This is a genomic window from Coriobacteriaceae bacterium, assembly GCA_025992855.1.
Classification (GTDB): Bacteria; Actinomycetota; Coriobacteriia; order Coriobacteriales; family Coriobacteriaceae; genus Collinsella.
Genome location: DAJPGB010000001.1, coordinates 2,172,388 through 2,191,979, shown reverse-complemented (window position 1 = coordinate 2,191,979; position 19,592 = coordinate 2,172,388). Strand labels below are relative to the sequence as shown.

Here is a 19,592-nt window from a genome sequence, read left to right as displayed (position 1 = left end):
TCCAAACCCTTCTACGTAAACGGAGTAACCATGTCCCACAATACCCTGCCGACCGTCGCCGAGCTTTCGGGCGAGATGCGCGAGCGCTTGGCCAAGGTCAAGTACGTCTTTACCGACCTGGATGCCACGATGCTTGCACCCGGCTCGTGCGTGCTGCGCGACAACGACGGCAACCCCTCGACCAAACTCGTCGAGGCCGTCGTGGCGCTCGCTTGCGCTGGTATTCAGGTGGTTCCCACCTCGGGCCGCAACCGTACCATGATCCACGAGGACGCGCGCGTGCTCGGCCTCAACTCCTACATTGGCGAGATGGGCGGTCTGGTCATGTACGACCTTAAAGCCAACGATTGGGAGTATCTGACCGGCGACATGCCCTACGACTCCTCTTGCGGCCTCACGCCGCACCAGGTGATCGAGCAGACCGGCGTGTGCGAGAAGATCCTCGCCCGCTGGCCGCACAAGATCGAGTATCACAACGACATGTCGACCGGCTACAAATACCGTGAGGTCACCGTCGGCATGCGCGGCGATGTGCCCGACGATGAGGTTCAGGCCATCCTGGACGAGGCCGGCTGCGGTCTGATCTGGGCTTGCAACGGCCATCTGACTCACCTGTCCAAGCCGACGACGCTCGAGCTCGATCGCGTCGAGGACGGTCGCGCATTCAACATCAACCCCGCGGGCCTCAACAAGGGCGTCGCCATTGCGCACTTCTGCGAGCACCTGGGGATCGAGCGCGAGGAGACGTTGGCGCTCGGCGATTCCGAGTCCGACTTCTACATGGCCGATCACGTGGGCACGTTCTGCCTGGTCGAGAATGGCCTGACGAGCGCCGGCGCGCCCGAGTTCCTGGCTGCTTGCGAGAACGCTTTCGTTACGCGCGGCAAAATTGTCGACGGTTGGGCGGCGACGGCAGAGCTGCTGGTCGCGGCGCGTTCGTAGCGCGGCGCCGCCGCACTTGGACATGTCTTTTCGAGAGAGACTGGTGAGGTAATGTCCGATATCGAGAATCCGGCAGGCGACACGCGCCCGATTGGCGTGTTCGATTCTGGTTTGGGCGGTCTGACGGTTGCGCGCGCCATCGCGACGGCGCTGCCGCACGAGTCCGTCTACTACTTTGGCGACACCAAGCGCTGCCCCTACGGCACGCGCACCGAGGATGAGGTGCGCTCGTTTGCGTTGCAGGCGGGTCGTTGGCTTTCGAAGCACGACGTCAAGATTATGGTCATCGCCTGCAACACGGCGACCGCTGCGGCCTTGCGTTTGGCCCAGCAGGTGCTCGACGTTCCCGTGATCGGCGTGATCGCGCCGGGTGCCCGTGCAGCAATCAACAGCACGCGTGCGCGTCGCGTGGGCGTGCTCGCCACCAACCTCACCATTCGCTCGGGCGCCTACACGCGCGCCATTCAGGATCTAGATGCCGGCGTCGATGTATACGGCTGTCCTGCCTCGAGCTTTGTCGAGGTTGTCGAACACGAGCTCGCCTCGGGTGCACATCTGCAGGAACAGTGGCTTGAGAACGAGGACATCTTCGATACGCCTGCCGTGCGTGCGCTGGTGGGTGCCACGGTTGAGCCGCTGCGCGACCACGGTATCGATACCGTGGTGCTCGGCTGTACGCATTTCCCGCTGTTGGTGGGACCTATCCGCCATGCGCTGGGGTCTGGGGTGCGCGTCGTGAGTTCCGCCGAGGAGACCACACGCGAGCTGACCGATATCCTCACGCGCCGCGAGCAGCTGGCGGGCGACGCCGCCGAGCCGCAGCATCGTTTTGCCACGACGGCCGATAACATTGCCGAGTTTGCGGTGGCGGGCAGCTTTATCTTTGGTCAGCCGCTCAAGAGCATCGAACATATCGATATCGATGAGCTGAAATAGATGTAAGGCAGCCGCCAAAGCCTTCGCCACATCTTTTGCCGAAAGGAAATTTCTATGGAGTACATGCAGGTCAACCGCGCCAACGATCGCGCCGCCAACGAGTTACGCCCCGTTAAGCTCACCCGTGGGGTCATGAAGCACGCCCACGGCTCGTGTTTGGCCGAGTTCGGTGACACGCGCGTGCTGTGCGCCGCCACTATCGAGGAGGGCGTGCCGGGCTGGCGAAAGGGAGCTAAGGCCGGCTGGGTGACCGCGGAATACGCCATGCTGCCGGCGTCGACCGGCAAGCGCTGCAAGCGCGAGCACGCCAACCGCAAGGGTCGCTCCATGGAGATCGAGCGCCTCATTGGCCGCAGCCTGCGTACCGTCGTCAACATGAAGGCGCTCGGCGAGTACACCGTCACCGTTGACTGCGATGTGATTCAGGCCGATGGCGGCACGCGTACAGCGAGCATCACCGGCGCCTGGGTGGCGCTGCACGACGCCCTCGCCATGTGGGTCGAGGCGGGCAAGATCGAGCGCATCCCGCTTATCGGCCAGGTGGCTGCCATCTCCATGGGCGTTGTCGACGGCAATACGCTGCTTGACCTCGATTATTCCGAGGACAGCCATGCCGAGGTCGACATGAACCTCGTCGCCACCGACACCGGTGAGATGATCGAGCTCCAGGGTACCGGCGAGCAGGCGCCCTTCGACCGCAAGCGCCTCAACGCCCTGGTCGACCTGGGTGACAAGGGTATCGCCGAGCTCATCGAGCTTCAGCGCCAAGCCCTCGCCTAACCTGCCAAAAAGGGACAGGTTTATTTTGGCAGGTTTTATCTGGGAAAACGTCGAAGTATAAGACTGCCGTTGATTGAGAGGGGAGAGGCGGAGGCCCTCGTCGCCCTCGGCGCGGCATTGCTATAGAGACAAGGAGACCACTCATGGCACTTGAGAAGATCGACATCGACACCCTCGACCCGGCGGCGACCATTGTCGTGGCAACGGGCAACGCCCATAAGCTCACCGAGATCGAGGCCATTTTGGGCAAGGTCATGCCCGAGGTGCGCTTTGTGGCGCTCGGCCAGCTGGGCGAATTTGAGGACCCCGAGGAAAACGGCACGACGTTTTTGGAGAACGCCATCATCAAGGCCCAAGCCGCGGTTGAGGAGACGGGCCTTATGGCCATTGCCGACGATTCGGGCTTGGTCGTTGATGCCCTGGACGGCGAGCCGGGCGTGTATAGCGCGCGCTATGCGGGCGTGCATGGCGACGATGCCGCCAACAATGCCAAGCTGCTCGTGAATCTGGAAGGCGTGGCAGACGAGGACCGCACCGCGCGCTTTATGAGCGTCGTTGCGCTCATCGATACGGACGGCCTGGTCACCTATGGCGAGGGCGCCTGTGAGGGCGTTATCGCGCACGAGGGCCGCGGCGATCACGGCTTTGGCTACGACCCGCTGTTCCTGCCGGTCGATACGCCGGGCAAGACTATGGCCGAGCTCACGGCGGACGAGAAGAACGCCATCAGCCATCGATTCCATGCGCTCGAGCACCTATCCGCCAAACTGACGGGCGAGGAGTAGGCCGTGCGTGCGGTGGTTCAGCGCGTGCTCAACGCCGGCGTGACGGTCGACGGCGAGTACGTGGGCAAAATTGGGCGCGGCTATCTGGTGCTGTTGGGCGTGGGCCACGGCGACACGCGCGCCGAGGCTGATAAGCTGTGGGGCAAGCTCCGCGGCTTGCGCATTAACGAGGACGAGAACGGCAAGACCAACCTGGCACTTGCCGATGTCGACGGCGAGGTTCTCGTAGTGTCGCAGTTCACGCTGTTCGCCGATTGCCGTCACGGCCGCCGCCCATCGTTTACCGATGCCGGCGCCCCCGATGTTGCCAACGAGCTCTACGAGTACTTCTTGACGCTCGTTCGCAAAGATGTCGAACACGTGGCGCACGGCATCTTTGGCGCCGATATGAAAGTCGACCTCGTCAACGACGGCCCATTCACCATCGTCCTCGATACCGACAACCTTTAGGTTACGCGGTTTTACTAAACCGCGTAACAACTGGTCATGCGAGGTTGTCGTCTGGTACGTATTTGGGACGGGGCTGATTTAGCTACTTGCGTATAGCGGCAACAGGGTGCTATAGTATTAGAGTTTTGTCTATCTTAGGGGTATTATCCCCTTTTTGAATTGCACCTTCTGGAGGCCCTGTTCATGGAAGAGATGGAAGTCAATCACGTCGACGACATCCACGAGAAGCTGACCGATATGGTGGGCGATCGCGTCAAGGTGAAGGCCAACATGGGCCGCACCCGCGTCGTCGAGCGCATGGGCACCATCAAGAGCGTCCATCCGGCAGTCTTTATCGTCGAGGTTGACGAACGTCGCGGCCGCAAGTCGCGTCAGTCCTACCAGTATATCGATGTCCTCACCGGTCAGGTCGAGCTGTTCGACCCCGAGAGCGGCGAGCATATCTTTACCCCGCTCGGCAATCAGCTCGAGGAGCACTAGCGGTGACCGATCGGTCCCTGACTCTTTCCGCGCCGGCAAAGATTAACCTCTACTTGGGGGTTCATACCGAGCGCGATGACCGCGGCTACCACAGGGTCGATTCCCTGATGGCAGCTGTCGGTCTTTCCGATACCGTGACGGTTACGCCGGCGCAGGCGTTGACCGTCCAGACGGTTCCGTCATCAGATTTTCCCATGCAAAAGAATACGGCGTATCGGGCTGCGGTTGCTATGGCCGAGCATTATGGTCGCGAGGCAAACATCTGCGTGACGATTGAGAAGCGCATTCCATTGTGCGCCGGCTTGGGCGGTCCCTCGACGGATGCGGCCGCGGTCATTGTTGCCTTGGCGGAGCTCTGGGGAATTGATCGCACCGATCCCGCGCTGGACAACATCGCGCGCGGTATTGGCGCCGACGTTCCCTTCTTTTTGCACGCGAGCCCTGCGTTCTACGTAGGTGGGGGAGACGTGCTGGCAACTGAGTATCCCGCGCTGCCCGCAACGCCCGTCGTGTTGGTCAAGCCGCGCGAGGCAAGCGTTTCGACAATTGAAGCCTATCGACGTTTTGACGAGACCCCAGCGCCTGCGGACAAGCCCGGAGCGATCGCATCTGCCCTTCGCTCGGGAGACGCAGAGGCGGCCTACGCGCTCGTCCACAACAACCTGGGTGCCATTTCCGCGCAGATGGAGCCGCGGATTCAAACGGTGCTCGACTGGCTTCGTTCACAGGACGGTACCATTGCCACAAACGTGTGCGGTTCGGGTGCCTGCTCGTTTGCTCTCTGCGATAGCGCCGCCACGGCAGCCAATCTTGCGGCGACGGCTCAACAAAACGGCTGGTGGGCTTATGCAACGGAGCTCGTTTCCGACACGGTTCGCATTGAAGCGCCAAAGAAATAAAAATTTATCTAGCACGCGGCGAAAATCTTTGTTACTATAGTCGAGCTAACGGGTTGTGGCTCAGTTTGGTAGAGCACTGCGTTCGGGACGCAGGGGTCGCTGGTTCAAATCCAGTCAACCCGACCAGAGCATGAGGAGGGACCGCTTCTTGCGGTCCCTTTTTTTTAGCTATTGTTGTGATACCGCGAGACCCGCGGTATACTCATTCGAGCTTGTCTCGCTGTATTGTGGAGGTCTACATGTTTGGACTGAGGGCTCCTGAGCTCATCATTATTCTCGTCGTTGTCCTGATTATCTTCGGGCCCAAGAACCTGCCGAAGCTCGGCAAGTCCCTCGGCTCTACCGTCAAGAATATCCGTGAGGGTATGGAGGGCGACGATAAGGCCGAGACCAAGCAGGCCGAGGAGGTCGTGGTCGAGCAGTCCGAGGAGGACAAGGAGATCGCTGAGCTCGAGGCCAAGCTCGCTGCTGCCAAGAAGAAGCAGGCAGAGGACAGCGACGCGGACGCAGAGTAGTCCCATCCCTTTGGGGTGAGCACCTGACCGGCTTGCCCGCAGGCTAGCCGGTCTTTTTCGTTTTGTTGACAGTTGATTGTTTGATCAGAGTTGGGGAGATATCCGTATGGACGCAAGCCAGATCGTACTGACCGCTGAGGGCCGCCAGAAGCTCGTCGAGGAGCTCGCTTGGCGTGAGGGTGATTACGCCAAGGAGATCGTCGAGGACATCAAGGAAGCCCGCGCGTTCGGCGACCTTTCGGAGAACTCCGAGTACGATGCCGCCAAGGACAAGCAGGCCCAGAACGCCGCTCGTATTGCCGAGATCCAGGCCATCCTTGCCAACGCTCAGGTTGCTGCCACCACAGGTGATCTGACCGTCTCCATCGGTTCCACCGTTTCTCTGATTGATCCCAACGGTGAGGTCATGGAAGTCACGCTCGTCGGTACCACCGAGACCAACTCGCTCGAGCACAAGATTTCCAACGAGTCTCCGGTCGGCCACGCCATCATCGGTCACGGCGAGGGCGACTCCGTCGAAGTCGTTACGCCTTCCGGCAAGACTCGCGTCTACACCATCGCCAAGATCGCACGCTAGACCACGGTCCCGCGTAAAGGTATGTTTTCGCTCCCTGGGACCGAATCCTGGGGAGCGTTTTAGTTTGAGGAGCTAACTTATGGCAGAGAACCAGAACGCCGCCGATCAGGCATCGACGCTCAACGACGAGCGCGCCACCCGCCTGGCCAAGCGCGCCGCCCTGTTCGAGGCGGGCCAGAACCCCTATCCCGAGCACTCTGAGCTTGAGGACTACGTTGCCGATATCGAGGCTAAGTACGCCGAGCTTGCCGATGGCGAGGACACCGAGGACGTCGTGAAGATCGCCGGCCGTGTGGTCGCCAAGCGCGGTCAGGGCAAGATCATGTTCATCGTCGTGCGCGATGCGACTGCCGAGATTCAGCTGTTCTGCCGCATCAACGACATGGACGAGGCTGCCTGGAATACGCTCAAGTCCCTCGACCTGGGCGACATCCTGGGCGTGACCGGCGTGGTTGTGCGCACCCAGCGCGGCCAGCTTTCCGTTGCCCCTAAGAGCGCGACCCTGCTTTCCAAGGCCGTTCGTCCGCTGCCCGAGAAGTTCCACGGTCTTTCCGACAAGGAGACCCGCTATCGCCAGCGCTATGTCGACCTGATCGCCAACGACGACGTTCGCGAGACCTTCCGTAAGCGTTCGCAGATTCTTTCCACCTTCCGTCGCTTTATGGAGTCCGACGGCTACATGGAGGTCGAAACCCCCATCCTGCAGACCATCCAGGGCGGCGCTACTGCCAAGCCGTTCATCACGCACTTCAACGCGCTCGATCAGGAGTGCTACCTGCGTATTGCTACCGAGCTGCACCTCAAGCGCTGCATCGTCGGCGGTTTTGAGCGCGTGTTCGAGATCGGCCGTATCTTCCGTAACGAGGGCATGGACCTTACCCACAATCCCGAGTTCACCACGATGGAGGCCTACCGTGCCTTCTCCGACCTCGAGGGTATGAAGGCGCTCGCCCAGGGTGTCATTAAGGCGGCTAACAAGGCCATCGGCAACCCCGAGGTCATCGAGTACCAGGGCCAGACCATCGACCTTTCTGGTGAGTGGGCCAGCCGTCCCATGACCGACATCGTCTCCGACGTACTCGGCAAGCAGGTCACCATCGACACGCCGGTCGAGGAGCTTGCTGCCGCCGCGCGCGAGAAGGGCCTGGAGATTAAGCCCGAGTGGACCGCCGGCAAGATTATCGCCGAGATCTACGATGAGCTGGGCGAGGACACCATCGTCAACCCCACGTTCGTGTGCGATTACCCCATCGAGGTCAGCCCGCTTGCCAAGCGCTTTGAGGACGACCCGCGCCTGACGCACCGCTTTGAGCTGGTTATTGCCGGTCACGAGTACGCCAATGCGTTCTCCGAGCTCAACGACCCGGTCGACCAGGCCGAGCGCTTTGCCGCTCAGATGGCCGAGAAGGCTGGCGGCGACGACGAGGCCATGGAGTACGACGAGGACTACGTGCGCGCCCTCGAGTACGGTATGCCTCCCGCGGGCGGCATCGGCATCGGTATCGACCGCGTGGTCATGCTGCTCACCAACCAGGCTTCCATCCGCGACGTGCTACTGTTCCCGCACATGAAGCCCGAGAAGGGTTTCCAGTCCGGTGCCGCTGCCGCCAAGGCTGCCGAGGCCGGCAACACCGCGAGCCCGTTCGTCAAGCCGCTCAAGCCCACGGTTGATTACTCCAAGATCGCCGTCGAGCCGCTGTTTGAGGAGTTCGTCGACTTTGATACCTTCTCCAAGAGCGACTTCCGCGCCGTGAAGGTCAAGGCATGCGAGGCCGTCAAGAAGTCCAAGAAGCTGCTGAACTTTACGCTCGACGACGGCACCGGCACCGACCGCACCATCCTCTCCGGCATCCATGAATACTATGAGCCCGAGGACCTGGTCGGCAAGACCCTGCTTGCCATCACCAATCTGCCTCCGCGTAAGATGATGGGCATCCCCAGCTGCGGCATGCTCATCAGTGCCATCCACGAGGAGGGGGGCGAGGAGCGCCTTAACCTGATTCAGCTCGACGCTTCCATTCCCGCCGGCGCAAAGATGTACTAACTAGTTACGCGGTTCTACGAACCGCGTAACGGCTCGACGCTGCGCGACGTCCAGGGCGACAATTTGTCATTCAAAAGGCAAGGCATGACCAGAAGGTCTATGCCTTGCCTTTTTCATGCCAACTTGTTCGCCCTGGACGTCGCTCGCTGTCCGTCCTCTATCTGCGGCGTTGACTTGGTTGACACTTAGAACATCGATGTAGTCATTGGGGACGTTCTTAAACGACTACCCAACGGCTATTGCCCACATGGCTCGCATGACAGTCGTCTCTTTTATGTTTCCTTTAGCCGTTGCTGCCTAGGATGGGTGTTAGTCGGCAGGAAGGGAGCGTCTATATGGACGACGCGAGCGAGCGTGCAATCGAAGAGGACATGCTCGATCAGTTCAATTACTTTGATGATGAGGACGAGGAGCTGATCGACCGTCGCGAGCCAGCGCCGCTTGATTCCTTTGATCTGGTCGATGAAGAGGCTGATGAGGTTGAGGGTGAATCAGTGGAGCCCCCACAGCCTTCGCGCCTTGACTCGCTGCTTTCGAGAGCCCCCATGCACCACGGCGTTCGTGCCGGCGCGCTCCATATGAAAACTGACTGGCACCAGATCGTGACGGCAGGCGATGAGCTTGCCGTCGATGCGCCGCTCACCGATAAGTCATCCATCATCTGCCGCACCGGCATGCTTATGCTGGCAAGCGGAACAGGTGCCTGGCGCGTGCGCGATACCATGAATCGTGTTGCTGCCGTACTCGGCGTCACGATTCACGTCGACCTGAGCCTTCTGTCGTTTGAGTGTACTTGCATCGAAGATGGCCACTGCTTTAACGAGGTTGTCAGCCTGCCCACAACGGGAGTCAATACCCATCGCATTTGGATGATGGAGAGTTTCCTCAAGGAAATCGAGACCTATGGTCGTCGCTTCACGGTACACGAGTACCACGAGATGCTCAGGACCGTTGAGAGCTCAAAACCCGATTACTCTCCCTGGCAACAGGGCCTTGCGGCAGCCTGTGCTTGCGGCGCCTTCGTCTTTTTGCTCGGCGGCGGCCCTATCGAGATGGCCTGCGCATTCGTAGGCGCTGGTGTCGGTAACTTTGCTCGCTCCCATATTCTCAAGCAGGGTCTTGGCCAGTTTAGCGCGCTGACGACGGGCGTTGCGCTCGCTTGCGTTTCGTATCTGCTGGCATTGCTCGGCCTTGGCCAGGTCGTACCGGGGGCAATGTCGCACCAAGAAGGCTATATCGGCGCCATGCTCTTCGTGATTCCCGGCTTTCCCCTCATTACGGCAGGCCTCGACATCGCTAAGCTCGATATGCGAAGCGGCATTGAGCGTCTTTCGTATGCCGTGTCGATTATTGTGATGGCGACCCTTGTGGGCTGGATGGTTGCCGAGTGTGTGGGGCTGGCACCGGATGATTTTGCCCCGCTCGGCCTTTCGCCGCTTGCCCTTACGCTCCTGCGCGTGGTGATGAGCTTCGTTGGCGTATTCGGCTTCTCGGTGATGTTCAACAGCCCGGTAAAGATGGCCGCGGCAGCTGGGTTGATCGGCGCCGTTTCCAATACCCTGCGCCTTACGCTCGTCGATGCGCCGACGATGATTCCCTTCCTGGGCCTCAGCACGGGAATGCCTCCCGAGGCAGCAGCGTTTATCGGCGCGCTGGTATCGGGTCTGCTGGCAAGCTTGGCCGAAGTCAAGCTCACCTACCCGCGTATCGCTCTCACGGTGCCTTCGATTGTCATTATGGTGCCGGGTTTGTATCTGTATCGCTCGATGTATTACATGTGCACCTTCGACACAGTCAATATGCTCGGTTGGTTTGTGCGTGCAGTGCTCATCGTGGCGTTTTTGCCCGTTGGTCTGGGTGTGGCACGTACACTCACCGACCCTCGCTGGCGCCACACCAGCTAATTGGTGCAAAGGGGACAGGTTACTTTGCACCCCCAATGAGTTGCGGTGAAATAGGGACTGAATTGCTGCTTAAAGGGTCAAAACAGTCCGTATTCCACCGCAACTTATGGGGTCGGGGGGGGGGATTATTGGTGCCCTGCATCTCCATAAACTCAACGCTTACGAAGCGCGCGCCGTTCGTGTTAGGGTAGTTCCACCACATAAGTAGTCGCAGACGCACGTACCACGGGCGGGCGAGATGAAGTCCCAACAGCTCCATCTTGCCCGCCCGTTTTTGTTGCGTGGTGCCGCGGCGTAACACAGAAAGGACAATGCCCTTTATGCCTATCAACAAACGAGAGAGCCTGCTGTTCACCTTTATCATGTGCTTTTGCATGGTGCTCTGGATGAGCATCTACAACGTTGCCCTGCAGCATGGGGCCATCAACGGCGAGGTTGTTGCCGCCGCGTGGCTCGGCTTCCCCGTTGCCTACATTTTTGCCATGTGCTGCGACTGGTTTGTTGCCAGCCCCCTTGCCAAGGGTTTCGCCTTTAAATTCCTGGTCACGCCGGGCAAGAGTTCGCCGCTTGCCATGACGCTTGCCGTCAGCTCCTGCATGGTCGTTCCCATGGTCATCATCATGTCGCTGTACGGTGCCTGTGAGGGTCTGACGCACATGCCCGGCGGCATCCTTGCGAACCTGTATTCCGTGCCCGCGATCTGGATGATCAACATCCCGCATAATTTTGTGATGGCGCTGCCGTGGAACCTTTTGGTAGCCGGTCCGATTTCCCGCTTCGTCTTCCGTCGCGCCTTCCCTGTGGGGACGGTTTTCGAGGAGGAGCATGCCGAGCTCTTGGAGCAGGCTATGGCTCCTGAGTGCGAGTAGCTCGCTTAGGGATCTGCTGAGCGCGGGCGACTTGCTTGGTTGGAGCCCAAAGCGTGGATAGCTCTCTCGGCGACATCGCGGGCGTGAGCGGTGCGCATGACCGGAGGGCCCGTGCTGCTCCGTTGCCCGACGTGCTAGCGCGCAGAACAATCTGTTGGTGCATTCGGCGGCTGCTGAAGCGTTTCGGCAGCCGCTTTTTATACGGAGTTTAAATACAACAGTCTGTTGTATTACGTAGAGTGGTATATCTCTAGCGGGAAAAATGCGAGAGACGGAGCATTATGGCGTTGCTAGTAGGACTGGACGTAGGGTCGACGACGACCAAAGTTTACGCGATGCACGAGGATATGACCGAGGCGTGGTGGGGATATCGCCGCCACGGGGCGTGTCAGACAGCGAGCGTGCGCGCCATGCTCGGCGAGCTCGCCGAGCGCTTTCCCCATGAGTCACTGCGCGTTGCGGTGACCGGCTCGGGTGCGCGCGATATCGCGACCGCGCTGGGCGCCTCGTACGTTCAGGAGGTGGTCGCCAACGCGCTCGCGATCAGCAGGTTCTATCCGCAGACGCGCTGCGCCATCGAGCTGGGCGGCCAAGACGCCAAGATGATCTTCTTCCGCACCAACGATAAGGGAGACATCGAGGTTGCCGACATGCGCATGAACGGCTCGTGCGCAGGCGGTACCGGTGCATTTATCGACGAGATGGCAAAGCTCATGGGGGTCGGCACCGAATCGGGCGAGTTCGAGCAGCTCGCAAGCCGGGGAACGACCGTCCACGAGGTCTCGGGCCGCTGCGGCGTGTACGCAAAGACCGATATCCAGCCGCTGCTCAACGAGGGCATTCCTACCACCGACCTGGCGCTTTCGGCGCTTCACGCGGTCGCCCGCCAAACGATCGGCGGTCTGGCCCAGGGTATCGACATCGAGCCGCCGGTAATCTTCGAGGGCGGTACGCTCGCCTACAACCCCACACTGGTCCGCGTGTTCCGGGAGCAACTGAATCTATCGGACGATCAGGTTATCGTCCCGCGCGATCCGCAGATCATGGTCGCGCGCGGTGCCGCCCTGTCGCTGACCGACATGTTCGCATCGTCCCAACCGATCGACCTTCCCGACGCTTTTGTCCGGCTGGATAAGCTCGAGACGGTCGCGCCCGCAAGCGGGGAGGGACGTCTTGCCCAGCCCTTTTTTGCCACACCTGCCGAGCAGGCGGATTTTACGGCACGCCATGGCAAAGAGACGCCGGCAAAGGGTCCGGATGCGTATGCGCCCGGAGAGACGGTGCGTGTGGCGCTCGGTATCGATTCGGGGAGCACGACGACCAAGTTCGCCCTGGTCGATGAGGCGGGTGAGCTTGTCGATTCGTTCTACGCGTCTAATAACGGCAGACCGCTCGACGTCGCCCAACAGGGTCTTGTCAGCTTGAAGAACCGCTGGGAGACAGCGGGAGTCACGCTTGCGATCGATGCCGTGGGCACCACGGGATACGGCGAGGAGCTTTTCGCGCGCGCGTTCCACGCCGACTACCATACGGTCGAGACGGTCGCGCACGCCCGCGCCGCGTGCGCATGCGTTCCCGATGCGACCTTCGTGCTCGACATCGGCGGACAGGATATGAAGGCCATCTGGCTCAACCACGGCGTGCTGACCGATATCGTCGTCAACGAGGCGTGCTCTGCGGGCTGCGGCTCGTTCCTCGAGGGTTTTGCCAAAAACCTCGGAATAGCCGTTGAGGATATCGCGACCGAGGCATTTTCGTCCAAAGCCCCCGCCGTTCTCGGCAGCCGCTGCACGGTGTTCATGAACAGCAGCGTCGTTTCCGAGCAGCGGCGCGGTAAGGGTCCGGGCGACATCATGGCCGGTCTCTGCCGTTCGATTATCGAGAACGTGTTCACCAAGGTCATTCGCGTTTCAAATCTCAACCGTCTGGGCGACAAAGTCGTCGTCCAGGGCGGCACGTTCCGAAACGACGCGGTGCTGCGCGCATTCGAGCAGTATCTGGGCAAACCCGTCACGCGTGCGCCCCACCCGGGGCTGATGGGCGCTATCGGTATCGCCCTGCTCGCGCGCGAGGAATGCCGCAAGGGCGATGCCGGCACGTCGTTTATCGGGCTCGATGCCGTGGAGCGCTTCGAGCATCGCGAGTTCGGCGGCGTTACCTGCCGTCGGTGCAACAACCGCTGCCAGCGCGCGGTCGTGGCATTTGGCGACGGCTCGCTTTACGTCACGGGCAATCGCTGCCCGCGCGGCGGCGCCATCTCATGGGATGAGCTCGTGCGCGAGGTTCTCGCGGCGGAGGAGCTGCGTCCGCAGGGTGCTTGCGAGGCACAGGCACCCGGCACGGGGCGCGACCGGACCGCGGCTGCCCCCAATCTCTTTGTCGACCGCGAGAAGCTGCTGTTCGAGCCGTACCCCACGGTTCCCGTCAGCGGGGGGCGCGATGTCACGATCGGCATTCCCCGTGTGCTCGAGTTCTGGGACACCATGCCGTTCTGGTCGACGTTCTTCAGCACGCTCGGCTTTAAGGTGCGCGTCTCGGGACGCAGCACCAAGGCGATGTACGAGCGCGGTCTGGCGCACGTCACATCCGACACCGTGTGCTTCCCGGCCAAGCTCGTCCACGGGCACATCCGCAATCTCGTCGACGCCGGCGTCGACCGCATCTTCATGCCCATCATCACGACGGTGCCCACCGAAAACACCGCCTCTACCAGCGAGTGGATGTGCGCCGTCGTAAAGGGATACCCCTACGTGATGCGCAATTCCGATAACCCGGAGGAGCGTTTCGGCGTTCCGTTCGATACGCCGCTGTTCCACTGGTACGACGAGGGCGACCGAAACCGCCAGCTCAAGGCGTGGTGCAAGGAGACCTTCGATATCGATGCCGACCTGGTTGCCAAGGCGACCGAGCAGGCGGACCGCGCGCAGGAGACGTTTGAGAACCAGCTGCAGCTGCGCGGCAGGCAGGTGCTCGAGAACGTGCACGAGGACGGCGGCTACGCGGTGGTGATCGCTTCGCGCCCGTACCACAACGACCCGCTGGTCAACCACGGGCTGCCCAAGCTCTTCTCTGAGCGCGGCATCCCCGTGCTGACGCCCGATGCGGTGCCGGGGGTCTGCAACGTCGATCTTTCCAACAGCCGCATCGACATCGTGAACAACTATCATGCGCGCATGCTGTCGTGCGCGGTCATCGTCGCATCGACGCCCGAGCTCGAGCTCGTGCAGATGGGCAGCTTCGGCTGCGGCCACGATGCGTATCTCACCGACGAGATCGCGCGCATGATGGGCGAGATGGGCTCCAAGGTTCCGATGATGATCAAGCTCGATGAGAGCGACGTCGCCGGTCCCATGGGCATTCGCGTGCGTTCGTTTATCGAGTCGGTCAACCGTCGTCGCGCGGAGGAGCGTGCCGAGGGCGCCCGGGTGCACGCGGTCCATCCGCTCGACGACCCGTATAAGGTCAAGTACACCAAGCGCGACCGGCACGACAAGATCGCGCTGGTCCCCAACACCTCCCATGCGTTCTGCAGGCTCATGACCGCGGCGATGCGCAATCAGGGCGTGCGCGCCGAGGCCCTTGATATCGGGCGCGAGGATGCCATCCGCCTGGGCAAACGCTATGTGCACAACGACATCTGCTTCCCCGCGCAAATCGTGATCGGCGAGGCGCTCGCGGCACTCGAGAGCGGTAAGTACGACCCGCACGACGTCGCCGTGGTGACTGGCAAGTATATCGGCGACTGCCGCCTGACGCACTACATGCCCCTGCTGCGCCGCGCGCTCGACGACGCGGGATACGACTATGTCCCGGTGCTCACCAACGACGACGTCGATGCCCACAATGCGCATCCGGGCTTCAAGCTCGGCCTTGGCCCGAGCATCCAGATCGCCTACGGTCTTCCCATGATCGATGCCCTCGAGGCCATGCTTAGGCGCATCCGTCCCTACGAGCTCGAGAAGGGCGCGGCGGACGCTGCGTTCGACCGCGCGCTCGATGAGGTTATCGAGGGCATGGAGCGCTCCGGGCTGAGAGGCCAGGCGACGGGCTTCAAACGCGCGCTTGCGATCATGGACGCCGTTCCGTACGACCGCTCGAACCCGCATCCGACCGTTCTCATCGTGGGCGAGTACCTGCTCAATTTCCATCTCGGCGCCAACCACGAGATCGAGCGCTACCTCGAGGACAACGGGCTCGAGGTCATCGAGGCGCGCATGACCGACGTGATCCGCAAGACCTATTTCTACAAGCATGCGCAGTCGCGCGAGTTCCACGTCGACCTGTCGCTGCCCGAAAAGGCCTGGTACGCCACGGCGGACAACCTGTTCGAGCTCGCGCACGACCGTTGCGACCGCCTGGGCGCGGCGAGCCCGCTCTACGAGCCGCCGACGCGCATGCCCGAGCTCGTGCGCGCGAGCGATAAGATCCTGCACCATACGTTCGATGCGGGCGAGGGCGTGCTGATTCCGGCGGAGATTCTCGAGCACGCCAAGCGCGGCTGCCGCAACTTCGTGATCCTGCAGCCGTTCGGGTGTCTGCCCAACCATGTCGTGGGGCGCGGGCTCATCCATGCGCTCAAGGAGCAGTATCCCACGGCGCAGTTCCTGCCGCTCGACTACGATCCCGACGTGAGCTTCGCCAACGTGGAGAACCGTCTTCAGATGCTCATCATGAACGCCAAGGCGCAGGGGTGCGGTGAGGCGCATGGCGAGACCGCGTAAGGACGCCGATGCGCCCGATGCACGCACCCGTATCATCGAGGCGTTTTGGGAGCTCATCGAGAACAACAGCATCTTCGAGCTGTCGGTTGGCGAGGTGACCCGCGCCGCCCAGTGCAATCGCGGAACGTTTTACTACTATTTTCACGATTTCGATGAACTCGTCGCCATCGCCATAGCCCAGCTGCTGCAGGATAACGAGCTCATCACCGATGCCCTCTGGCATTTTTCGAGCGAGGGCGACCTTTCGGCGTTCGACCGGCGCGACGTCCGCTGCCTGCTGCAGCGCATCGTCATCACCATGAGGGCGGGTGCCGCCGAGCAGGTCGTGCAGGGCATCCATACGATCATCATCGACCGCGTGAGAGAGATCGTCCACCCCGACGGAGAAGAGCTCAAGGCAGATTCGAGCTTTGCGGTGGGCTTTCTGGTCTCGGGCATCATGGGCTTTGTGATGGCGGTCGGCTTTGCCCGGGAGGGCGGCGAGGAGATAGACCTCGAGCAGCCGGGGGACAGCGCGTGCGCGTACCTGAGGGCGGTCGCCATGCAGACGGTGGAAACGGTCGCGCAAGTCGAGGGCGTCGATACATCCGAGCTGCTCGAACGCGTCTCCAAGGAGGCCGATGCCTATCGCGCATCGCGTGCGACGAGTCCCGACGTGGTGAAAGACGCCTAGGGTTTCTCTTGCGGGGCGCCTGTCGCGCATCGCGCGGTGAGTCCCGCGATGCGGTCATAACCTGCATTCATGTGAGCCGGGTTTATAGATATTCCTCCAGCTGTTAACATAGACAACCTGTGGGTAAAGAGACAAAAGCGCCGCCGACGGGCGGGCGTTTTGATTTCGATGAACTCATGTAAGGAAACGAGCATGTTAGATAGATTTACCGATCGAGCGCGCAAGGTCATGTCCATGGCCAAGCAGGAGGCGCTCGATCTGCACTCAAATAAGGTGGGCACCGAGCACCTGCTGCTCGCGCTCGCTAAGGAGGACGAGGGTATTGCTGCCGAGGCGCTGCGCTCGCTTGATATCTCCTACGACGACATCATGGATACCCTCAAGGAGGTCCAGACCACGGTTCCCGAGCCCAGCGAGGAGACCGAGGCTGCCAAGCTTGCCTTTACGCCGCTCGTCATTAGCGTGATGGAGCGCTCCTTCCGCGTGGCGCGTGAGAACAACCAGACCTACGTGTCGACCGAGCACTTGCTGATCGGCATCGTCGAAGAGGGCAACGGCATGGCCATGGACATCCTCATGCGCCTGGGTGTGTCGTCCGCCTCCATCAAAAAGGCTATCGAGAAACTCACCGCCAAGGACCAGGACAAGAAGCGTCCGCTCGCCGGCGCCGGTGCTGGTCGTCCCGGTGCGGGCCTGCCGTTCTTTAGCGGCTCGGATGCCTCTCAGCAAAAGGGGAGTGGCACCGATACGCTCAAGCAGTTCGCCACCAACCTCACGCAGAAGGCGCGCGATGGCGAGCTCGACCCTGTAATTGGTCGCGAAAAGGAAGTCCAGCGTATGATGGAGATCCTTTCGCGTCGCACCAAGAACAATCCGCTTATCTTGGGCGACCCCGGCGTGGGCAAGACGGCCATCGTCGAGGGTCTGGCTCAGCAGATTGCAGCTGGCAACGTGCCCGAGAACCTTATGAACCAGAACATCTGGACGCTCGACCTGCCGGGCCTCGTTGCGGGCGCCAAGTATCGCGGTGAGTTTGAGGAGCGCCTCAAGAACGTGATCCAGGAGGCCACCGAAGCTGACGACGTCATCCTGTTTATTGACGAGATGCACACCATCATCGGTGCCGGCTCTGCCGAGGGCTCCATCGACGCGAGCTCCATGCTCAAGCCCGTGCTCGCGCGCGGTGCCTTCCAGATTATCGGCGCCACCACGGCCGAGGAATTCCGCAAGTACCTCACCAAGGACCCGGCCTTCGAGCGTCGCTTCCAGACCATCGATGTCGAGGAGCCGAGCGTCGAGGACACGGTCAAGATCCTGACCGCGCTCAAGCCGCGCTACGAGGAGCACCACCATGTGCGCTATACGCAGGGTGCTATCGAGGCCGCCGCGAACCTCTCCGACCGCTACATCCAGGATCGCTTCCTGCCCGATAAGGCCATCGACCTCATTGACGAGGCCGGCGCCCGCGCCCGCATCGCCGCCAACCGCGCGCCCGAGCCGGTGCGCGAGGCCGAGCATCGCGTGGAGGAGCTTAAGGCCGCCGCGCAGGAGGCCACCGAGAGCGACGACATGAACAAGGCCGCCGAGATCACCGAGCAGCAAAAGGCTGCCGAGATTGAACTCGCCGAGGCCAAGGCTGCCTGGACGGCCGAGCTCGACGCCAGCCCGCTCACCATCGATGTCTCCCAGATTGCCGACATCGTGTCCGTGACCTCGGGCGTGCCGGTGTCCTCGCTCACCGAGAGCGAGAGCCGCCGCCTGCTGCAGGCCGAAAGCGTGCTCAAGACGCGCATCATCGGTCAGGACGAGGCCGTCGAGGCCGTTGCCAAGGCCGTGCGCCGCAGCCGCTCGCCGCTCAAGGACCCGCGTCGCCCCGGCGGCAGCTTTATCTTCCTGGGCCCCACCGGCACGGGCAAAACCGAGCTCGCCAAGACGCTCGCCGAGTATCTCTTTGGCAGCAAGGACGCGCTCATCAGCTTCGATATGTCGGAGTTTGGCAGTGAGTTCGAGGTCTCCAAGCTCATCGGTAGCCCCCCGGGCTATGTGGGCCACGACGAGGGCGGCCAGCTCACCAAGGCTGTTCGCCGTCACCCGTACTCGGTCGTGCTGTTCGACGAGATCGAGAAGGCGCACCCCGACATCTTCAATATCCTGCTGCAGGTGTTGGAGGAGGGCCGTCTGACCGATAGCCAGGGCAAGACGGTCGACTTCCGCAATACGGTGATCATCATGACGTCAAACGTGGGCGCCCGCGAGATCGCGCAGGATGCGAGCGTTGGCTTTGGCACCACCGGCGAGCAGAGTCTCACGTCGAGCGAGATCAAGGGCCGTGCGATGGGCGAGCTCAAGCGCCTGTTCCGCCCCGAGCTGCTCAACCGTATCGACGATATTGTGGTGTTCCAGAAGCTCTCGGGCGAGAACCTGACCAAGATTGCGCACCTGCTGGTGGACGATCTGCGCCAGCGCCTGATCGCAAACGGCATGAACATCAAGCTTACCGATGCGGCCTACGACAAGATTGTGGCGGAGGGTACCGACCTCACCAACGGCGCGCGTCCTCTGCGTCGTGCCATCCAAAAGCTCATCGAGGATCCGCTGTCCGAGGAGCTGCTGGCCGGTGAGTGGGGCGAGGGCGATACCGTCCTGTGCGACGTGGTCGACGGCAAGTTTGTCTTTAGCCACGGCACGGGTGAGATTCCGGCGCCGCGTCCGGCGGGTGCACTCGGGGGCGATACCGCTCCGGCGGCGCCGCACACCGGAAACGCCGCGCCTGTGAGCAGTGGCGTGAGCTCGGGCCCCGGCGGCATGATGCAAGCCGGTTCCGGCGCGCTGTAGGGCGTGGCGACAATTTGATACGCGCAATCGAGGCGCTCCGGAAAGGGCGCCTCGATTTGTAGAGCTGCGGTAACTGTGACCGTTACGCTATGCGGTCCACCGTTAGCCGATGATGCGAGGGCGCTCGGCGTTTTCGACTGGTTTATGCACGCAAAGTCTGGGAATATACAAGTCGCATGTCT

Annotated in this window: 15 protein-coding genes and 1 tRNA gene; all 16 read left to right on the top strand. The window is 61.6% G+C overall.

Annotated elements, in window-relative coordinates; genetic code table 11:
- Positions 1-30 precede the first annotated feature (30 nt).
- The 16 genes from OIL88_09370 to OIL88_09295 all read left to right on the top strand — a co-directional run bounded on the left by OIL88_09370 (position 31) and on the right by OIL88_09295 (position 19,410).
- A complete protein-coding gene (locus OIL88_09370) occupies positions 31-942 on the top strand; it encodes an HAD-IIB family hydrolase (protein HJI72563.1) in 912 nt (303 codons plus the stop codon).
- Between the two features lie 51 nt (positions 943-993).
- Positions 994-1,878 (top strand): glutamate racemase, encoded by an 885-nt coding sequence (murI, locus tag OIL88_09365; GenBank protein ID HJI72562.1) that lies wholly within the window; start codon positions 994-996, stop codon positions 1,876-1,878.
- A gap of 54 nt (positions 1,879-1,932) precedes the next feature.
- A complete protein-coding gene (gene rph, locus OIL88_09360; protein HJI72561.1) occupies positions 1,933-2,658 on the top strand; it encodes a ribonuclease PH in 726 nt (241 codons plus the stop codon).
- A 143-nt stretch (positions 2,659-2,801) separates the two neighbouring features.
- Complete coding sequence (gene rdgB / locus OIL88_09355; protein HJI72560.1) at positions 2,802-3,443, top strand: RdgB/HAM1 family non-canonical purine NTP pyrophosphatase; 642 nt, start codon at positions 2,802-2,804, stop codon at positions 3,441-3,443.
- A 3-nt stretch (positions 3,444-3,446) separates the two neighbouring features.
- The gene (gene dtd, locus OIL88_09350; protein HJI72559.1) at positions 3,447-3,893 is read left to right on the top strand and encodes a D-aminoacyl-tRNA deacylase; all 447 of its coding nucleotides are present in this window, start codon (positions 3,447-3,449) and stop codon (positions 3,891-3,893) included.
- A 183-nt stretch (positions 3,894-4,076) separates the two neighbouring features.
- Positions 4,077-4,373, top strand: coding sequence for a Veg family protein (locus OIL88_09345; protein HJI72558.1), 297 nt, complete (start codon positions 4,077-4,079; stop codon positions 4,371-4,373).
- Between the two features lie 2 nt (positions 4,374-4,375).
- The gene (gene ispE / locus OIL88_09340; protein HJI72557.1) at positions 4,376-5,272 is read left to right on the top strand and encodes a 4-(cytidine 5'-diphospho)-2-C-methyl-D-erythritol kinase; all 897 of its coding nucleotides are present in this window, start codon (positions 4,376-4,378) and stop codon (positions 5,270-5,272) included.
- A gap of 49 nt (positions 5,273-5,321) precedes the next feature.
- A tRNA-Pro gene (locus OIL88_09335) sits at positions 5,322-5,398 on the top strand.
- A 113-nt stretch (positions 5,399-5,511) separates the two neighbouring features.
- A complete protein-coding gene (gene tatA, locus OIL88_09330; GenBank protein HJI72556.1) occupies positions 5,512-5,787 on the top strand; it encodes a twin-arginine translocase TatA/TatE family subunit in 276 nt (91 codons plus the stop codon).
- Between the two features lie 106 nt (positions 5,788-5,893).
- Complete coding sequence (greA, locus tag OIL88_09325; GenBank protein ID HJI72555.1) at positions 5,894-6,364, top strand: transcription elongation factor GreA; 471 nt, start codon at positions 5,894-5,896, stop codon at positions 6,362-6,364.
- A 79-nt stretch (positions 6,365-6,443) separates the two neighbouring features.
- A complete protein-coding gene (gene lysS, locus OIL88_09320; GenBank protein ID HJI72554.1) occupies positions 6,444-8,408 on the top strand; it encodes a lysine--tRNA ligase in 1,965 nt (654 codons plus the stop codon).
- 335 nt (positions 8,409-8,743) lie between these two features.
- Positions 8,744-10,312 (top strand): threonine/serine exporter family protein, encoded by a 1,569-nt coding sequence (locus tag OIL88_09315; GenBank protein ID HJI72553.1) that lies wholly within the window; start codon positions 8,744-8,746, stop codon positions 10,310-10,312.
- Between the two features lie 320 nt (positions 10,313-10,632).
- Positions 10,633-11,181, top strand: coding sequence for a DUF2798 domain-containing protein (locus tag OIL88_09310; GenBank protein ID HJI72552.1), 549 nt, complete (start codon positions 10,633-10,635; stop codon positions 11,179-11,181).
- Between the two features lie 281 nt (positions 11,182-11,462).
- The gene (locus tag OIL88_09305; GenBank protein HJI72551.1) at positions 11,463-15,902 is read left to right on the top strand and encodes an acyl-CoA dehydratase activase; all 4,440 of its coding nucleotides are present in this window, start codon (positions 11,463-11,465) and stop codon (positions 15,900-15,902) included.
- A complete protein-coding gene (locus OIL88_09300; protein HJI72550.1) occupies positions 15,886-16,575 on the top strand; it encodes a TetR/AcrR family transcriptional regulator in 690 nt (229 codons plus the stop codon). Before OIL88_09305 ends, OIL88_09300 begins: the two co-directional genes overlap by 17 nt.
- A 192-nt stretch (positions 16,576-16,767) precedes the next feature.
- Positions 16,768-19,410, top strand: coding sequence for an ATP-dependent Clp protease ATP-binding subunit (locus tag OIL88_09295; protein ID HJI72549.1), 2,643 nt, complete (start codon positions 16,768-16,770; stop codon positions 19,408-19,410).
- The last annotated feature ends 182 nt before the right edge of the window (positions 19,411-19,592 follow it).

What these genes read in the sequence shown, in the direction of transcription:
- OIL88_09370 (HJI72563.1), top strand. Translation starts at nt 31, where the DNA reads ATGTCCCACAATACCCTGCCGACCGTCGCCGAGCTTTCGGGCGAGATG.
- murI (HJI72562.1), top strand. Translation starts at nt 994, where the DNA reads ATGTCCGATATCGAGAATCCGGCAGGCGACACGCGCCCGATTGGCGTG.
- rph (HJI72561.1), top strand. Translation starts at nt 1,933, where the DNA reads ATGGAGTACATGCAGGTCAACCGCGCCAACGATCGCGCCGCCAACGAG.
- rdgB (HJI72560.1), top strand. Translation starts at nt 2,802, where the DNA reads ATGGCACTTGAGAAGATCGACATCGACACCCTCGACCCGGCGGCGACC.
- OIL88_09345 (HJI72558.1), top strand. Translation starts at nt 4,077, where the DNA reads ATGGAAGAGATGGAAGTCAATCACGTCGACGACATCCACGAGAAGCTG.
- tatA (HJI72556.1), top strand. Translation starts at nt 5,512, where the DNA reads ATGTTTGGACTGAGGGCTCCTGAGCTCATCATTATTCTCGTCGTTGTC.
- greA (HJI72555.1), top strand. Translation starts at nt 5,894, where the DNA reads ATGGACGCAAGCCAGATCGTACTGACCGCTGAGGGCCGCCAGAAGCTC.
- lysS (HJI72554.1), top strand. Translation starts at nt 6,444, where the DNA reads ATGGCAGAGAACCAGAACGCCGCCGATCAGGCATCGACGCTCAACGAC.
- OIL88_09315 (HJI72553.1), top strand. Translation starts at nt 8,744, where the DNA reads ATGGACGACGCGAGCGAGCGTGCAATCGAAGAGGACATGCTCGATCAG.
- OIL88_09310 (HJI72552.1), top strand. Translation starts at nt 10,633, where the DNA reads ATGCCTATCAACAAACGAGAGAGCCTGCTGTTCACCTTTATCATGTGC.
- OIL88_09305 (HJI72551.1), top strand. Translation starts at nt 11,463, where the DNA reads ATGGCGTTGCTAGTAGGACTGGACGTAGGGTCGACGACGACCAAAGTT.
- OIL88_09300 (HJI72550.1), top strand. Translation starts at nt 15,886, where the DNA reads ATGGCGAGACCGCGTAAGGACGCCGATGCGCCCGATGCACGCACCCGT.
- OIL88_09295 (HJI72549.1), top strand. Translation starts at nt 16,768, where the DNA reads ATGTTAGATAGATTTACCGATCGAGCGCGCAAGGTCATGTCCATGGCC.